The organism is Microbacterium sp. Leaf159 (assembly GCF_001423615.1).
Classification (GTDB): Bacteria; Actinomycetota; Actinomycetes; order Actinomycetales; family Microbacteriaceae; genus Microbacterium.
Genome location: NZ_LMOU01000002.1, coordinates 16,173 through 30,792 on the forward strand (window position 1 = coordinate 16,173; position 14,620 = coordinate 30,792).

General features: G+C 67.8%; 15 protein-coding genes. All 15 read right to left on the reverse strand.

What is annotated here, in order from left to right:
- Positions 1–23: 23 nt before the first annotated feature.
- The 15 genes from ASF80_RS13655 to infC all read right to left on the reverse strand — a co-directional run bounded on the left by ASF80_RS13655 (position 24) and on the right by infC (position 14,581).
- The gene (locus ASF80_RS13655) at positions 24–989 is read right to left on the reverse strand and encodes an NAD-dependent epimerase/dehydratase family protein (RefSeq protein WP_056312160.1); all 966 of its coding nucleotides are present in this window, start codon (positions 987–989) and stop codon (positions 24–26) included.
- 64 nt (positions 990–1,053) lie between these two features.
- A complete protein-coding gene (locus ASF80_RS13660; RefSeq protein WP_056312163.1) occupies positions 1,054–1,770 on the reverse strand; it encodes a DUF402 domain-containing protein in 717 nt (238 codons plus the stop codon).
- A 136-nt stretch (positions 1,771–1,906) separates the two neighbouring features.
- Positions 1,907–4,411: a phenylalanine--tRNA ligase subunit beta gene (pheT, locus tag ASF80_RS13665; protein ID WP_056312165.1), complete on the reverse strand. Its 2,505-nt coding sequence runs from the start codon at positions 4,409–4,411 to the stop codon at positions 1,907–1,909.
- On the reverse strand, positions 4,411–5,451 hold the full coding sequence (gene pheS, locus ASF80_RS13670) for a phenylalanine--tRNA ligase subunit alpha (protein WP_056312167.1): 1,041 nt from the start codon (positions 5,449–5,451) through the stop codon (positions 4,411–4,413). Before pheS ends, pheT begins: the two co-directional genes overlap by 1 nt.
- A 48-nt stretch (positions 5,452–5,499) precedes the next feature.
- A complete protein-coding gene (locus ASF80_RS13675) occupies positions 5,500–6,441 on the reverse strand; it encodes an amino acid ABC transporter permease (RefSeq protein WP_056313564.1) in 942 nt (313 codons plus the stop codon).
- On the reverse strand, positions 6,438–7,094 hold the full coding sequence (locus ASF80_RS13680; protein WP_056312169.1) for an amino acid ABC transporter permease: 657 nt from the start codon (positions 7,092–7,094) through the stop codon (positions 6,438–6,440). The genes ASF80_RS13675 and ASF80_RS13680 overlap by 4 nt, the downstream gene beginning before the upstream one ends.
- 60 nt (positions 7,095–7,154) lie before the next feature.
- Positions 7,155–8,063 (reverse strand): glutamate ABC transporter substrate-binding protein, encoded by a 909-nt coding sequence (locus ASF80_RS13685; RefSeq protein ID WP_056312171.1) that lies wholly within the window; start codon positions 8,061–8,063, stop codon positions 7,155–7,157.
- Positions 8,064–8,123: 60 nt separating this feature from the next.
- The gene (locus ASF80_RS13690; RefSeq protein WP_414845721.1) at positions 8,124–8,873 is read right to left on the reverse strand and encodes an amino acid ABC transporter ATP-binding protein; all 750 of its coding nucleotides are present in this window, start codon (positions 8,871–8,873) and stop codon (positions 8,124–8,126) included.
- A 353-nt stretch (positions 8,874–9,226) separates the two neighbouring features.
- Positions 9,227–10,207, reverse strand: a complete 981-nt coding sequence (locus ASF80_RS13695; RefSeq protein WP_056312173.1) for a TAXI family TRAP transporter solute-binding subunit — start codon at positions 10,205–10,207, stop codon at positions 9,227–9,229.
- Positions 10,204–11,580, reverse strand: a complete 1,377-nt coding sequence (locus ASF80_RS13700; RefSeq protein WP_056312175.1) for a sensor histidine kinase — start codon at positions 11,578–11,580, stop codon at positions 10,204–10,206. The genes ASF80_RS13695 and ASF80_RS13700 overlap by 4 nt, the downstream gene beginning before the upstream one ends.
- A gap of 6 nt (positions 11,581–11,586) precedes the next feature.
- Positions 11,587–12,255: a response regulator transcription factor gene (locus ASF80_RS13705; RefSeq protein WP_056312177.1), complete on the reverse strand. Its 669-nt coding sequence runs from the start codon at positions 12,253–12,255 to the stop codon at positions 11,587–11,589.
- 74 nt (positions 12,256–12,329) lie between these two features.
- On the reverse strand, positions 12,330–13,142 hold the full coding sequence (locus ASF80_RS13710) for a TrmH family RNA methyltransferase (RefSeq protein WP_056313568.1): 813 nt from the start codon (positions 13,140–13,142) through the stop codon (positions 12,330–12,332).
- Positions 13,143–13,244: 102 nt separating this feature from the next.
- Positions 13,245–13,631, reverse strand: coding sequence for a 50S ribosomal protein L20 (gene rplT / locus ASF80_RS13715; protein ID WP_045252681.1), 387 nt, complete (start codon positions 13,629–13,631; stop codon positions 13,245–13,247).
- 32 nt (positions 13,632–13,663) lie between these two features.
- Positions 13,664–13,858, reverse strand: coding sequence for a 50S ribosomal protein L35 (gene rpmI, locus ASF80_RS13720; RefSeq protein WP_017828564.1), 195 nt, complete (start codon positions 13,856–13,858; stop codon positions 13,664–13,666).
- Positions 13,859–13,930: 72 nt separating this feature from the next.
- The gene (gene infC, locus ASF80_RS13725) at positions 13,931–14,581 is read right to left on the reverse strand and encodes a translation initiation factor IF-3 (RefSeq protein ID WP_082488390.1); all 651 of its coding nucleotides are present in this window, start codon (positions 14,579–14,581) and stop codon (positions 13,931–13,933) included.
- Positions 14,582–14,620 lie beyond the last annotated feature (39 nt).

The following is a 14,620-nucleotide window of genomic DNA, read 5'->3' on the forward strand; positions in this document are numbered from 1 at the left end:
CGAAGTCTAGCGACGACCGGAGATCACCCTCGCCGCTGCAGCAGCTCCAGCTCGTCGTCCCGCATGAGGCCGGCGCGCCGGTCACGGTCGATCCCTCGCTCCTGCTCGTCTGCGATGACGGCCGCGACGGTCTCGTCGAGCGGTCGGAGGGTGCCGCCCGCGGCGTGGTACCGGGCGTTGGTGCGGGTCATGAAGCCGGTCATCTCGGCGGGCAGCCAGAGAGGCAGCGAGCGCTCCCCCGCCCAGTACCCGACGCCGTTCGCGACCAGCCACTCGTCATCGGCCGTCACCGTGTCGCCCCCGTGTGCGGCACCCCGTCGCACGGTCGCGAGCACCTCGGCCAGCGGATGCCGGTCGCCGATCGCGTTGACCACGCCGGTGGCATGCGTCGTTGCGACGAACTCCGACAGGTCGTCGACGTCGATCACCTGCGCGCTGCGCCCCTCGGCATTCGGCAGCAGAACGGGACCGTCGACCGCGCGCAGGAACGCCGCAGCCCAGTATCCGAAGCGATCGCTCGGGTCGCCCTCGCCGACGATCAGCCCGGGGCGTACGACCAGCGCTCGCTCACCGAGCGCACGCACGGCGTTCTCGGCCGCGACCTTCTGCGCGCCGTACTCGTATTCGTCACCCGGCTTCGCCGCTGCATGCACGGGAGCCGTCTCGTCGGCTCCCACCGTGGCGTCGTCGGAGTACACCGACATCGACGAGACATACGTCCAGCGGGCTGCTCGTTCCCCGAGCGCGGTCACCGCAGCCTCGACGTGGGCCGCATTCGATGAGACATCGATCACGTGGTCCCAGTCACGCCCCGCCACGGCGTCGTAGGCCGCGGGATCATCCCGGTCGGCCAGCACGAGGCTCGCCCCCTCGGGAGACGGGCGTCCTCCCCGTGCGAGGCACATCACGGTCGCCCCGTTCACCAGCATCCGTCGGACGATCCGGCCCGACAGCCAGCCCGTTCCGCCGAGGATCAGTACGTCTGTCATGCACCCATGCCATCAGCATCCGTCTCTGAGGGGAAGGGTCTTCCGCTCAGGGCGGATGCCGTGCTCACGAGCCGCGCAGCTCACCCAGCCCGGTCAGCTCAGGAATCGTCCACGAGGAGTCGGGGCGCCACTCGCGCCACTCCGGATCGAACGGCCACTCGCCCGCGTGGAATGACTCGATCGCGGCGTCGGCGTGTCGCTCGATCTGCGCGGCCTGCTCGCGCGTGAGGCGCCCCTGTGCGATCGCGGCGACCAGCTCGTCCTCATCCTTGAGGTGCACGCGGCCGTCCTGTTCGATCTCGACGTCGAGGATGTGATCCGACGAGTAGGTGTCGCGGTCGGTGCGCAGATGAGCGTTCTCGAGGTTCACGTACCATCCGGCGAACTGCCAGTCCGGACCGCTCACGTCGCTCCAGAACAACCACACCGACCATGCGGCGCCAGCCGGAGCGATGCGCAGGATGCCGTTTCCCCACCACTCCTCGACGATCCGGGTACGTGGATCGAGCCAGCGACGCTCCAGCGGGACCGCTCGTATCCGCTCGCCCTCGGGCGTCCCCTGCCCCTCCTGGAGAGTTCCCGGCGCGAGCCAGGCCACGAGACCACGCTCGTCGTCGCGCACGACGCGCATGGGCGTGATGGTCGACGGGTCACCCGGCTGCCAGCCCGGCTTGCGGTAGTGCCAGTCGATCTGATCGCCCGGCTGCAGGAAGGGCCCCTCGCCCATCGCCCGGACCCCGTCCGGCACCGCCGCGGGGGTGCTGTGAGGAAGGATGCTCATCACGACACGGTACCCCGGTGGTCAACCGGGCTCAGGTCGGCTCGGCGGCGAACATCGCATCCGATGGGAACGCACGCACGCGGACCGCACCACTCGGGTGCAGTCCGCGTGCGGGTCGTTTCAGGCCCAGTCGGTGTCAGTCGCGCAGCGTCGCGCCGAAGCGCTCGGAGGCGACGGCGACACCGGCGAGCTTCGCCTCGGTGGCCTCGGCAGCCGTGAGCGTGCGGTCGTCGGCGCGGAACCGCAGCGCGAACGTGAGGCTCTTCTCCCCCTCGGAGAGGCCCTCTCCGCGGTAGTCGTCGACGAGACGGATCGCCTCGAGCAGCGCACCGGCACCTTCCGCCAGCGCAGCACGGACAGCGCCCGCCGGCACGTCGACGCCGAGCACGAGAGAGACGTCCTGCGTGGCTGCGGGGAACGTCGACAGGGAGGCTGCCACGGCACGGGCCTCGGCCAGCGCCAGGATGCCGTCGAGGTCGAGCTCGAGCACCGTGGCGCGACCGGGAAGGTCGGCGCCGGCGGCGACGTCGGGGTGGAGCTCGCCGACGTACCCGACCTCGACGTCGCCCACCGACAGGACGCCGGTGCGTCCGGGGTGCAGCGCGGCACGCTGCCCCTGGACGACATCGAGGTCGACGCCCGCTGCCGCGGCGATGACGCGAGCAGCATCGAGCGCCTCGGACAGGCCGGCAGGCTCTGCGGCGCGGCCGGGCTGGCGCGCGACGACGTTGCCGGTCAGCAGCACCGCCACGTGGCGGTGCTGCGGCGGGATCGACGCGTTCAGGGCGGCGAGCGTCTCATCGGACGGACGCGCCCCGAGCGGAGGCACCTCGTCGGTGCCGTACTCGACGCCCGGCTCCGGGAGGAAGACGACACCGGTCTCGAACAGCGCGAGATCGGTGAGGCCGCGGGAGATGTTGCGATGCGCGGTCTGCAGGAGCCCGGGGATGAGCGAGCGACGCAGGAACGGAGCGGATCCGTCGAGCGCGTTCGCGAGCCGGATGCTGGGCAGGTGCGCGCCAGACGCCGAACCGTGCAGGTCGTTCTCGGCCTCGGTCGTGAACGGGAACGACGGAGTCTCGACGAAGCCGGCGGCGGCCAGTGCGTCTGCGACCCGACGACGGCCGTGCTGGTGGGCGGTCAGCCCGCGGCCCGAGGGCGGCGTGGGCAGCACAGAGGGAATCCGGTCGAGCCCGTGGATGCGGGCGACCTCTTCGGCGAGCGACCACTTGTCGGTGAGGTCGGGACGCCAGGTCGGCGGGATGACGGTCCAGCCGGCATCCGTCTCGGTGACGTCGCCTCCGATCGTCGTCAGCGCCCCCTCGATCTCGGCGTCGGTGTAGTCGACGCCGATGAGTCCCTGCACGAATCCCTTCGGCAGGGCGATGTCGGCGACGAAGACCTCGGCGAACAGCGCGCCACCCTCTTCGGTGAGCGTGCCGCCGGCGAACTCGACCATCAGGTCGGCAGCGCGACGAGCAGCGACGAACGGCACGAGCGGATCGACGCCGCGCTCGAAGCGCTTGGAGGCCTCACTCGGCAGCTTGTGTCGACGCGCGGTGCGCGCGATCGTGATCGGGTCGAACGTCGCCGCCTCGATGAGCACGTTGTGGGTGGTGTCGCTCATCTCGGTGGTGCCGCCGCCCATGACTCCGGCGAGGCCGATCGGGCCCGACTCATCCGTGATGAGCAGATCCTCGGCGTGGAGCGTGCGCTCCTGGCCGTCGAGGGTCGTCATCTTCTCGCCTGCGGTCGCACGGCGCACCGTGATCCCCCCCGCGAGCTTGTCGAGGTCGTAACCGTGCAGCGGCTGGCCGAGCTCGAGCATCACGTAGTTGGTGATGTCGATCAGGATGCCGAGTGAGCGCATGCCCGCGAGCGAGAGCCGGGCGATCATCCACGGCGGGGTCGGCCGCGACGGGTCGACGTCGCGGACCACCCGAGTGACGAACTCGCTCGCACCGGCGCGTCCGCGGATGGGAGCGGCGTCGTCGACGATCGCCGTGTGGCCGGTACCGGGCTGGAGCTCGGCGAAGTCGCGCTCGGCCGGGTCGCGGAAGGCCGCTCCGGTGGCGTGCGAGTACTCGCGGGCGACACCTCGGAGCGAGAACGCGTATCCGCGGTCAGGGGTGACGTTGATCTCGACCGCGACATCATCGAGCCCGAGCAGGGCGATGGCATCGGTGCCGACCGGTGCGTCGATGCCGAGGTCGGCGAGCACGAGGATGCCGTTGTGCTCGTCGCCGAGACCCAGCTCGCGCGCCGACGCGATCATGCCGTCGGACACATGACCGTAGGTCTTGCGCGCGGCGATCGGGAACGGACCGGGCAGCACGGCGCCCGGCAGGGTCACGACGACCTTGTCGCCGGCGACGAAGTTGTGCGCACCGCAGACGATTCCGCGGATGCCGCCGTTCGCCTCTCCGACATCGACCTGGCACCAGTTGATCGTCTTGCCGTTCGACTGGGGCTTCCCCTCGAGGGAGACGACCTGTCCGACGACGACGGGACCCGAGATCTCGAACCGGTGCACGTCCTCCTCTTCGAAGCCGACGGTGACCATCGCCGCCAGAACGTCTTCGGGCGTCGCATCCGCTGCCAGATCGACGTACTCACGCAGCCACGAAAGCGGGACGCGCATCACACCACCATCCCGTACTGCTCGCTGAATCGGACATCGCCCTCTGCCATGTCCCTCATGTCCTGCACATCGCTGCGGAACATCAGTCCGCGTTCGACGCCCATCCCGAATGCGAAGCCGCTGTAGACATCGGGATCGATCCCGGCCGCCCGCAGGACGTTCGGGTTGATCATTCCGCAGCCGCCCCACTCGATCCATCGAGCGCCGCCCTTGAAGGTCGGGTGCCACAGGTCGAGCTCGGCGGACGGCTCTGTGAAGGGGAAGAAGTTCGTGCGGAAGCGCGTCTTGGCTTCGGGACCGAAGAGCTGGCGCGCGACATGGTCGAGCGTGCCCTTGAGGTGCGCCATCGAGATGCCCTTGTCGACGACGAGCCCCTCGAACTGCGTGAAGACGGGGAGGTGCGTCGCGTCGAACTCGTCGGTGCGGTACACGCGACCGGGGCACAGCACGTAGATGGGCACGTCGCGGTCGAGCATCGAGCGCACCTGCACGGGGCTCGTGTGCGTGCGCATCACGAGGTGGCGCGACGGCGGGTCGACGTAGAAGGTGTCCTGCTCCTGGCGGGCGGGGTGATCGACGTCGAAGTTCAGGGCGTCGAAGTTGAACCACTCGTGCTCGAGTTCGGGTCCCTCCGCGATCTCCCACCCCATGCCGACGAAGATGTCGGAGATCTGCTCGCTCAGCAGCGTCAGCGGATGCCGTGCGCCGACGCGCGTGCGCGAGGGCACCGCGGTGATGTCGACGCGCTCGGACTCGAGGCGGGCGGCAACCTCCGCGGTCGCGAGCTCGGCCTCTTTGGCGGCGAGCGCCTGGGTGACCTGGCCGCGGCCCTGGCCGACGAGCTTGCCGAACGCGGCCTTGTTCTCGGGAGCCACCTGGCGCATCGACGCGTTCAGCACCGCCAGAGGCGATCCTTCTGCGACGTGAGCGGCACGGGCGGCCTTCAGCTCGGCCGTATCGGCGGCTGCGGCGATCGCTTCGAGCGCCGCTGCGACAGCGGCCTCGACTGCTTCCGGGGTGATTTCGGGAGACTCAGACACGAGACAGGAGTCTACCGGCGCGGGGCGGTCGCCCCGCGCCGGTAGAGGTCACTTCGGATCGGAGCTGTCCAGCCCGCCTACACCGCCGGTGCCGCCGAATCCGCTGCCTCCGCGCTGCAGAGTGATCAGCTCGGTGTCCGTTCCGTCGCCATGCTGGCGGGGATCCTCCGCGGCGTGGATGGCCTTGACCTTGGGCGAACGCCGAGTCTGGATCTCGACCCACTTGGCGATGCCGGAGAGGATCAGACACATCACGATGTAGATGCCGCCGATCACGAACGCCGACTGCAGGATCGGCCTGCCCTGCTGCGACGTGAGCTGCTTGGCGTAGTACAGCAGCTCGGGGTAGGTGATGATGAAGCCCAGTGCGGTGTCCTTCATCGTCACGACCAGCTGCGCCACGATCACCGGGAGCATCGCTCGGATGGCCTGCGGCAGCAGGATGAGGCGCATCACGCCGCTCTTGCGGAGACCGATCGCGTAGCCCGCCTCCTTCTGCCCGCGGGGCAGGGACTCGATGCCGGCCCTCAGCACCTCGGCGAGGACGGAGCCGTTGTAGGCCATCAGCGCGATGACGACTGCCCAGTACGGGTCCATCTTGATGCCGATCACGGGAAGCCCGTAGTAGAGCAGCATCATGAAGACCAGCACCGGAACGGCACGGAAGAGCTCGGTGATCGCGGTCACCGGGATCCGCACCCATGCGTGCTCGGAGAGACGCCCGATCGCCAGGACGAATCCGAGGATGACGCTGAGGATCGCGGCCAGCGCGAAAGCGGCGAGGGTGTTGCCGAGCGCCTTGAGGATGCCCATCCAGACGTTCGAGAACGTGAAGACGAACCACTTCTCCGCAGAGAACTGACCGGTCTCCACCATCCGGAAGACGATGAAGCCGATGGCTGCCAGGACGAGGACGATCGTGGCGACGGCGATGATGCGGTTGCGGGCGATCGCCCGGGGCCCCGGGACGTCGTACAGTACGGAACTCATCGCGCGATCCTCCATCGGTTCTCGAGATATCGCTGCAGCCAGCTCAACAGCAGCACCAGGGCGACGAACACCACAGCGACCCAGAGCAGGACCTCCATGGGGTTGCCTGGGCGGTCGGCGGAGTCGTTGACGGTCGAGCGCAGTGCAGCGAGCTCGGCGACCGAGAAACCGGCGGCGACGGTCGTGTTCTTCAGCAGAGCGATGAAGACGCTCATCATCGGTGGAACCACGGAGCGGAATGCCTGCGGGAGGATGACGAGACCCATCACCTGCCCGAAAGGCAGGCCGATCGCTCGTGCGGCCTCGGCCTGACCGACCGGAACGGTGTTGATTCCCGCCCTCAGCACCTCTGCCACGTAGGTGGCGGTGTAGATGCCGATGGCGAGGATGCCGAGCACCAGGTTCGACAGCTCGGGAAGGCCCAACTGGGGATATCCGAAGATGAAGAAGAAGAACACGAGGGTGAGCGGTGTGTTGCGCACGGTGTTGACATACACGGTGCCGACGCCGCGGGCGATCGGCACCGGCGATACGCGCATCGCTCCGACGATGAGACCGAGGATCAGTGCGATGACCCCACCGGCGAAGAACACGATCAGCGTGTTGCTGATCGCCTGCCCCCACAGGTCGAGGTTGCCGAAGATGACGTCCACGCCACCCTCCCTTCTTCAGAATGAGTGGGCGGCCTCCGCGAGGAGGCCGCCCAGGTCAGGTCAGTACGCGTCGACTTCGGGCTGCTCGACCTCGATGCCGCTGGAGCCGAGGTTCTTGTCGAAGATCGCCTGCCAGATGTCGCCACCGTCGGTGAAGAGCTCGTTGATGTGCGCGCGCAGTGCGTCGTCCCCCTTGGTGAGGCCGACGCCGTAGCGCTCCTCGGTGAACAGGCCGCCGGTGACCTTCACGTCATCCGGGTACTGGGCGGCGTAGCCGATCAGGATCGCCTGGTCGGTGGTGACCGCATCGACCTTGCCGTCGATCAGATCCTGGACGCAGGCGGAGTACAGGTCGTACTCCTGCGTCTTGATGTCGGGGAAGTTCGCCTTGATGTTCTGGATCGGCGTCGAGCCGGTCGCAGAGCAGACGGTCTTGCCGTTGAAGTCCTCGAGCGCCTCGGCGTCGTCCGCATCAGCGGCGACGAGGAGTCCCTGGCCCGTGATGAAGTACGGGCCGGCGAAGTCGATGAGCTCCTTGCGCTTGTCATTGATCGAGTAGGTGCCGACGTAGTAGTCGATGTCACCGTTGGTGATCGCCTGCTCGCGGTTCGCCGAGGCGATCGGCTTGAACTCGATCTTGTCCTCGTCGTAGCCGAGCGAGGCGGCGATCCAGCGGGCGATGTCGACGTCGAAGCCGGTGCGCTCCCCCGTCGTGACATCGAGGTAGCCGAGACCGGGCTGGTCCTCCTTGACGCCGACGATCACCTTGTCGCGCTCCTGGATGGCATCGAACGTCGGGCTGCCCTCGAGCTGCACGTCTTCGGCGACCTCGAACCAGGTCGAGTCCTCGCCCTCGTCGCCGCCGGTGCCGGCGCCGGGGCTGGACGGGCTGCCGCTGTTGCAGGCGGTCAGCGCGAACAGTGCCACCGTCGCGATCCCGATTCCTGCCAGTGTGCGTGTGCGTCGCATGTGCGTCTCCTTCGTGTGCTGTGTGTGCAAAGGTCTGTGAAGCTCGGGCTGTCTAGCTCGTCAGTGCGTGAGGAGCTTGGAGAGGAAGTCCTTGGCGCGATCGCTCTTCGGGTTCGTGAAGAACTCCTCGGGAGTCGCCTCCTCCACGATGCGCCCGTCCGCCATGAAGACCACGCGATTGGCTGCCTTGCGTGCGAAGCCCATCTCGTGGGTCACGACGATCATGGTCATGCCGTCGTGGGCGAGTTCGACCATCACGTCGAGCACCTCGTTGATCATCTCGGGGTCGAGCGCGCTGGTCGGCTCGTCGAAGAGCATGACCTTGGGCTGCATGGCGAGAGCACGGGCGATCGCCACGCGCTGCTGCTGTCCGCCTGAGAGCTGGGCCGGGAGCTTCGATGCCTGCTGGGCGACCCCGACGCGCTCGAGGAGCGTCATCGCCTCCTTGTCGGCGTCCGCCTTCTTCATCCCACGGACCTTGATGGGGCCGAGGGTGACGTTCTCGAGGATCGTCAGGTGCGCGAAGAGGTTGAACGACTGGAACACCATGCCGACGTCGGCGCGCAGCGTCGCGAGGCCCTTGCCCTCGGCGGGCAGCGCCTTGCCGTCGATGCTGATCGTGCCGCTCGTGATCGTCTCGAGTCGGTTGATCGTGCGACACAGCGTCGACTTGCCCGAGCCGGAGGGGCCGATCACGACGACGACCTCGCCGGCGTTGACCGTGAGATCGATATCCGTGAGCGCCTGGAAGTCGCCATAGTGCTTCTGGACGTTGTCGACCACGACGAGAGGCTTACCAGAGGTCATCATTTCTCCAAACTAGCCAGGTCGGTCACGTGGCTCCATACAGGTGCGTCGACATTTACACGTTCGTAACCACGGGAGGTGCCCGATCGCACGGGCGCATCGGAGTGCCCCACGGTCCGCCCCCGCGGACCGTGGGGGCGTCCCTGCCGCCCCGTTCCTCCCCCAGGCGGGACGAAGCGGCAAGCCTCCGATCGGATCCGATCGCGAGACGACCCGGGGGATGGACGGAGCCCGCGCCTGCATGAATGGCGTGGGCTCTGTGGCATCTGAATTCTCCGTCGAATCGATCGCGATCGACCCCCAGATTGGCAGAGCCCCGCCTTCGCGAGCGGACTTCTTGAGGATTTCTTGAGGGCTCAGTCCCGCTGGTCCCGGTAGTACTCGATCGCCCCGGGGTGCAGCTCGACCGGCCCCGTGAAGATGGCCTGCCTGCGGTCGAGCAGAGCGGCCGCCGGGACGTCCTGGGCGATCCGGGTTCTGGCGCCGAACAGGCCCGTGAGGACATCGCGAACGACGGCGTCCGGTGTGTCCGATGCTGTGACGAGATAGTTCGGGACCGCCATCGTGGGCTGCGACTCGTCGAGCCCGTAGAGCCCCACCGGGAAGTCCGACGGACGATAGGCGTCGGAGTACCGCGTGTTGATCGAGTTGACCCAGTTCTGCTCGATCGGGACCAGCCGAACTGGAGTCGTCATGGCGAGCTCCGCGATGCCCGGTGTGGGGATGCCCCCGACCCAGAAGAAACCGTCGATCTCCGATCGCTCGAGCGCGCCGATCGACTCGCGAAGATCGAGCTGCGGGTCACTGATCGACGTGATGTCGACGGCCGCCGCATCCAGCGCCCGAGCGGCGATGACGTGCACACCGGAGTTCTCCGCGCCGAGCGACACCGTCATCCCGGAGAGGTCACCGAGGTCGTCGATGTCCGAATCCGCGCGGACGACCACGTGCAGGTACTCGTCGTAGAGGCGCGCGACAGCCCGCACCGGCAGGGGTTGGTCGAATGCTCCGGCACCCGCGACCGCATCCGCCGCAGCATCGCCCTGGGCGAAGCCGAGAAGCGCCTCCCCCGAGCTCACCCGCAGGAGGTTGTCGACAGAGCCCGCAGACTCCTCCGCGACGATATCGACGTCGAGCGACGCCGACAGCTCGTCGGCGAGTTCGGAGCCGTAGGCGAAATAGACCCCGTCGGATCCGCCGCTCGCGATCTCGTAGCGAGAGTCGTCCCATTGGCTCGCTCGAGTGCTGCAGGCGCTCGTCGCACCGATGACCGCCAGCACGACGATCGTCGCCGAGATGCGCGTCCAGCTCCGACGAGCGCTGCCCCGCCTGCTCATTCCGAGGCTCCGTCCGGAAGCAGCAGCGTGACCAGCAGTCCGCCGCCCTCGGGCGACTCGACCCGCAGCTCTCCACCTATCGAACCGAGCAGGTCTGTGGCGATCGCGAGCCCCAGTCCCGAGCCCGGCGTCTCGCCACTGTCGTCGCTGCGCCAGAACCGGTCAGCCGCGTTCGCCGCCTGCTCGCGGCTGAGCCCCGGCCCGTGATCGCGGACGCTCAGCCGGCACAGGTCGCCGTCACGGCGCGCACCGATCTCGACCGCCGCGCCCGACGGCGAGAACTTCACCGCATTGTCGATCACCGCATCGAGTGCGCTCTCGACGATCGTGCGGTCGGTGACGCTCATCACCGGATCGCCTCCGCCGGCGAGCGTGCGGATCCCGCGCTGGGATGCCACCTCGCTCCATGCATCGGCTCGCCTCGTCGCGAGTGTCGACAGGTCGACGGCGGAGATCGTGGTGTCCGCGCGTCCTCCTCGAGCGAGTCCGAGCAGGGTCTCCAGGATCCGAGCCATCCGCCTCCCCTCCTCCCTCGTCTCCTCGACGTCGCCGTCCCACTCGCGGTCGAGCCCCGTCGAGAGGTGCTCGACGCGCAGCAGGAGTGCGTTGAGGGGGTTGCGCAACTCGTGGGAGGCGTTGAGCGCGAACTCCTGCTGTCGCGTCATGACCCTCTCGATCTCATCCGCCATGCCGTTGAACACCCGTGTCATCCGGCGCAGCTCCGGCGGTCCCGTGTCCTCGGCGACCCTGGCATCCATCTCTCCGCGTTCGATCGCGATCATGGCCTCGTCGAGGCGACGGACGGGAGACAGCACCCACCGCGCGAGCTGGAAGACGAGAAGCACGCCGAGCCCGATCGACACTGTCGACACGACGGCCAGCACGAGCACCTGTTGCACGATCTCGGTGCGCGGCGCCTCGACATCCGCCGACACCATCACCGCGCCGATGACGTCGCCGTCGTCGAAGACGGGCTCGACGATCGAGGATTCGGCGGTGCCCCAGGGGAAGACCGGCTCAGGGGCCTCTGCCCGGCGGCCGGAGAGGGCGAGCCGGACGCGAGCCGCTTCGTCCTCGGCGATCACCGCGGCGTCGCTGTTGCCGGCGGCCCAGATGCTCCCCGTCAGATCGAACACCACGACATCGATGCCGTAGACCTGCTCGAAACGCCTGACCTCGGCGTCGATCACCGTGGCGCTCCCCGAGCGCAGCGCCTGACGTGCACTGGTCACGAAGTACCCGACGTCACCGAGCTGCTCGGTGTAGAACGCCTGCTGGATGCTCCGGGTGGCGCTCCAGGCCGCGGCGCCGCCGAGCGACAGCAGGATCGCGACCAGAGGAACGAGGAACACGACGATCAGACGCCTGCGCATCGGACGCTACCCCGCCAACCGGTAGCCGACGCCGCGCACGGTCTCGATGAGGCTTCGCTGGCCGGCCTTGCGTCGGATCGCACCGACATGCACCTCCAGCGAGTGCCCGAAGCCCCGCCAGTCGGTGTTCCACACCTCGCGGATGAGGCGCTCCTTCGGTACGGCGACCCCCGGGTACCGGGCGAGGACGGCGACGATGTCGAACTCCTTCCGGGTGAGCTCGATGGGTTCCCGATCGATGATCACCTGGCGGGTGATGAGGTCGATCTCGACGTCCCCGTCCTGGAGCCGCACCCGCGCCTCCGACTCGGGGCGCACCGGGCGTGAGCGGCGCGTGACCGCTTCGATCCGGGCGAGGAGCTCATGCACGTCGTAGGGCTTGACCACGAAGTCGTCTGCACCCGCACGCAGCCCTCGGATGCGCTCCGTGACCTGGTTCCGTGCGGTGACGATGACGATCGGCACCTCCGAGCGGCCACGGATACGGCGGCACAGGTCGATGCCGTCGACGTCGGGCAGCCCCAGATCGAGAAGCACGACCTCGGTGTCAGCGCCCAGCATCTCCAATGCGGATGCGCCGTCGGCAGCCCTCACCGTGGCGTACCCCGATCGCGCGAGAAAAGCCTCGAGCGCAGCGGCGACGCGCTCGTCGTCCTCCACGATCAGAATCCGCATCGACTCCGGGTCCCCTTCTCCGCTCGAGCAGGGATAAACCTATCAGTCGTGCAGGCTCACCTCGGGTGAGGCGATCAGGAGAGGGATTCCGCCCGCTGGGCGAACGCGCTCTCGTACAGGCACACACTCGCCGCTGTCGCGAGGTTCAGCGACTCGGCTCGACCGAAGATCGGAAGCTTGAGCACCTGATCAGCCTGCGCCAGCGCTTCATCCTCGAGACCTCGCGCCTCGTTGCCGAACAGCCACGCCGTCGGCTCCGCCAGGATTCCGTCTGCACGCGCCCGCAGCAGATCGTCGCCCTTCACATCCGCGGCCAGCACACGCAGTCCCGCCGCATGCGCCTTCTTCACGACGTCGTCGAGCTCGGCACCCACAGAGACGGGAAGGTGGAACAGCGATCCGGTGGTGGCCCTGACCACCTTGGGGTTGTACGGGTCGACAGTCCGGCCGGTGAGGATCACCGCATCCGCGCCCGCCGCGTCGGCCGCCCTGATGATGGTGCCGAGATTGCCCGGGTCACGGATCTCCTCGCAGATCGCGACGAGGCGGGGCGATGACGCGAAGACGTCGCGCACCGAGGTCGGGGTCTGCCGGACGACTGCGACGAGTCCCTGCGGTGTGACGGTGTCGGCCATCGCGTTCAGCACGTACTCGGTGACGTACTCGACCTCGACGTCGGCATCCGCCGCCTTCGAGCGGATGTCGGGATGCTTCTCCCACCCGGTCGGGGTCGAGAAGAGCTCGACGATGGCCTCGGGGCTGTAAGTCAGCGCCTCGCGGACGGCCTGAGGACCTTCGAGAAGGTACAGACCCGTCTCGCTGCGCGCGCTGCGCTTGGTCAGCTTCGCGACGGCTCGGACTCGGGGCGAACGGGGGTTCTCCAGCACGTTCACAGTCTAGAGAACCGCAGGCACCTTGCTGCGCAAACACCGGGGAAACGACAGAGGACGCCCTCCCGAAGGAGAGCGTCCTCTGTGGTGAAGAGCTGCTTACGCGGCCGACTTCGGGGCGTTGACGTCAGAGGGCAGAGCCTTCTTGGCCGTCTCGACCAGCGTCGTGAAGGTCGCGGCGTCGTTGACCGCGAGGTCAGCGAGCATACGACGGTCGACGGTGACACCCGCGAGGCCGAGGCCCTGGATGAAACGGTTGTACGTGATGCCGTTCTGGCGTGCAGCGGCGTTGATGCGCTGGATCCAGAGACGGCGGAAGTCGCCCTTGCGCTTGCGACGGTCACGGTACGAGTAGACGAGCGAGTGGATGACCTGCTCTTTGGCCTTGCGGTAGAGGCGCGAACGCTGACCGCGGTAGCCGGACGCGCGCTCGAGGATGACGCGACGCTTCTTGTGGGCGTTTACCGCCCGCTTGACTCTTGCCATTTTCCTGTGTTCCTATCGTGCGTTCGGGCGCGTCAGCGACCGAGAAGCTTCTTCGCGACCTTGGTGTCAGCCTTCGACAGCACCTGGTCCTGGTTGAGGCGGCGGGTGCGACGGCTCGACTTGTGCTCGAGGTTGTGGCGCATTCCGGCCTGCTGCTTCTTCAGCTTGCCGCTGCCGGTGATCTTGAAGCGCTTCTTAGCACCCGAGTGGGTCTTCTGCTTCGGCATCTTCTCTTCCTTCGTATGGCGCCCTCTCAGGCGACGGTGTCAACCCGCGGTGCGGGAGTCTGGGGGCGGGAGTTACTCCGCTGCGGCCTCGGCCGGTGCGTCTGCGTCGTTCTTGGCCTCGCGAGCAGCCTGCTTGTTCGCCGCGCGCTGTGCGTCGCGAACCGCGTTCTGCTCCTGCTTGGCCTCGGACTTGCTCTTCAGCGGAGCCACGATCATGACCATGTTGCGACCGTCGATGGTCGGGTTCGACTCGACGGTTCCGAGCTCGGCGACATCCTCTGCGAACTTGCGGAGAAGACGGACACCCTGCTCGGGACGCGACTGCTCGCGACCGCGGAAGAGGATCATGGCCTTCACCTTGTCGCCCGCCTTGAGGAAGCCCTCGGCGCGCTTGAGCTTGGTCGTGTAGTCGTGCGCCTCGATCTTCAGGCGGAAGCGGACCTCCTTGAGAATGGTGTTCGCCTGGTTGCGGCGAGCTTCCTTCTCCTTCTGGGCAGCTTCGTACTTGAACTTGCCGTAGTCCATGATCTTGACCACGGGCGGCTTCGAGTTGGGTGCGACCTCGACGAGGTCGAGGTCGGCTTCCTGCGCAAGGCGCAGCGCCGCCTCGATGCGGACGACGCCGATCTGCTCACCCGCGGGGCCGACGAGGCGGACCTCGGGGACGCGGATGCGCTCATTGGTGCGGGGATCGCTGATGCGTAACTCCTTAGACGAGTGGATTCGGCCACCAGGATGCAGTCAGCATCCCGGGCGAAATCA

Coding starts and splice junctions, on each gene's coding strand:
- pheT (WP_056312165.1), bottom strand. CDS start 4,411: ATGCGCGTCCCGCTTTCGTGGCTGCGTGAGTACGTCGATCTGGCAGCG.
- ASF80_RS13695 (WP_056312173.1), bottom strand. CDS start 10,207: ATGAGCAGGCGGGGCAGCGCTCGTCGGAGCTGGACGCGCATCTCGGCG.
- ASF80_RS13690 (WP_414845721.1), bottom strand. CDS start 8,873: ATGATGACCTCTGGTAAGCCTCTCGTCGTGGTCGACAACGTCCAGAAG.
- rplT (WP_045252681.1), bottom strand. CDS start 13,631: ATGGCAAGAGTCAAGCGGGCGGTAAACGCCCACAAGAAGCGTCGCGTC.
- ASF80_RS13705 (WP_056312177.1), bottom strand. CDS start 12,255: ATGCGGATTCTGATCGTGGAGGACGACGAGCGCGTCGCCGCTGCGCTC.
- ASF80_RS13685 (WP_056312171.1), bottom strand. CDS start 8,063: ATGCGACGCACACGCACACTGGCAGGAATCGGGATCGCGACGGTGGCA.
- ASF80_RS13660 (WP_056312163.1), bottom strand. CDS start 1,770: ATGAGCATCCTTCCTCACAGCACCCCCGCGGCGGTGCCGGACGGGGTC.
- rpmI (WP_017828564.1), bottom strand. CDS start 13,858: ATGCCGAAGCAGAAGACCCACTCGGGTGCTAAGAAGCGCTTCAAGATC.
- ASF80_RS13655 (WP_056312160.1), bottom strand. CDS start 989: ATGACAGACGTACTGATCCTCGGCGGAACGGGCTGGCTGTCGGGCCGG.
- ASF80_RS13700 (WP_056312175.1), bottom strand. CDS start 11,580: ATGCGCAGGCGTCTGATCGTCGTGTTCCTCGTTCCTCTGGTCGCGATC.
- ASF80_RS13675 (WP_056313564.1), bottom strand. CDS start 6,441: ATGAGTTCCGTACTGTACGACGTCCCGGGGCCCCGGGCGATCGCCCGC.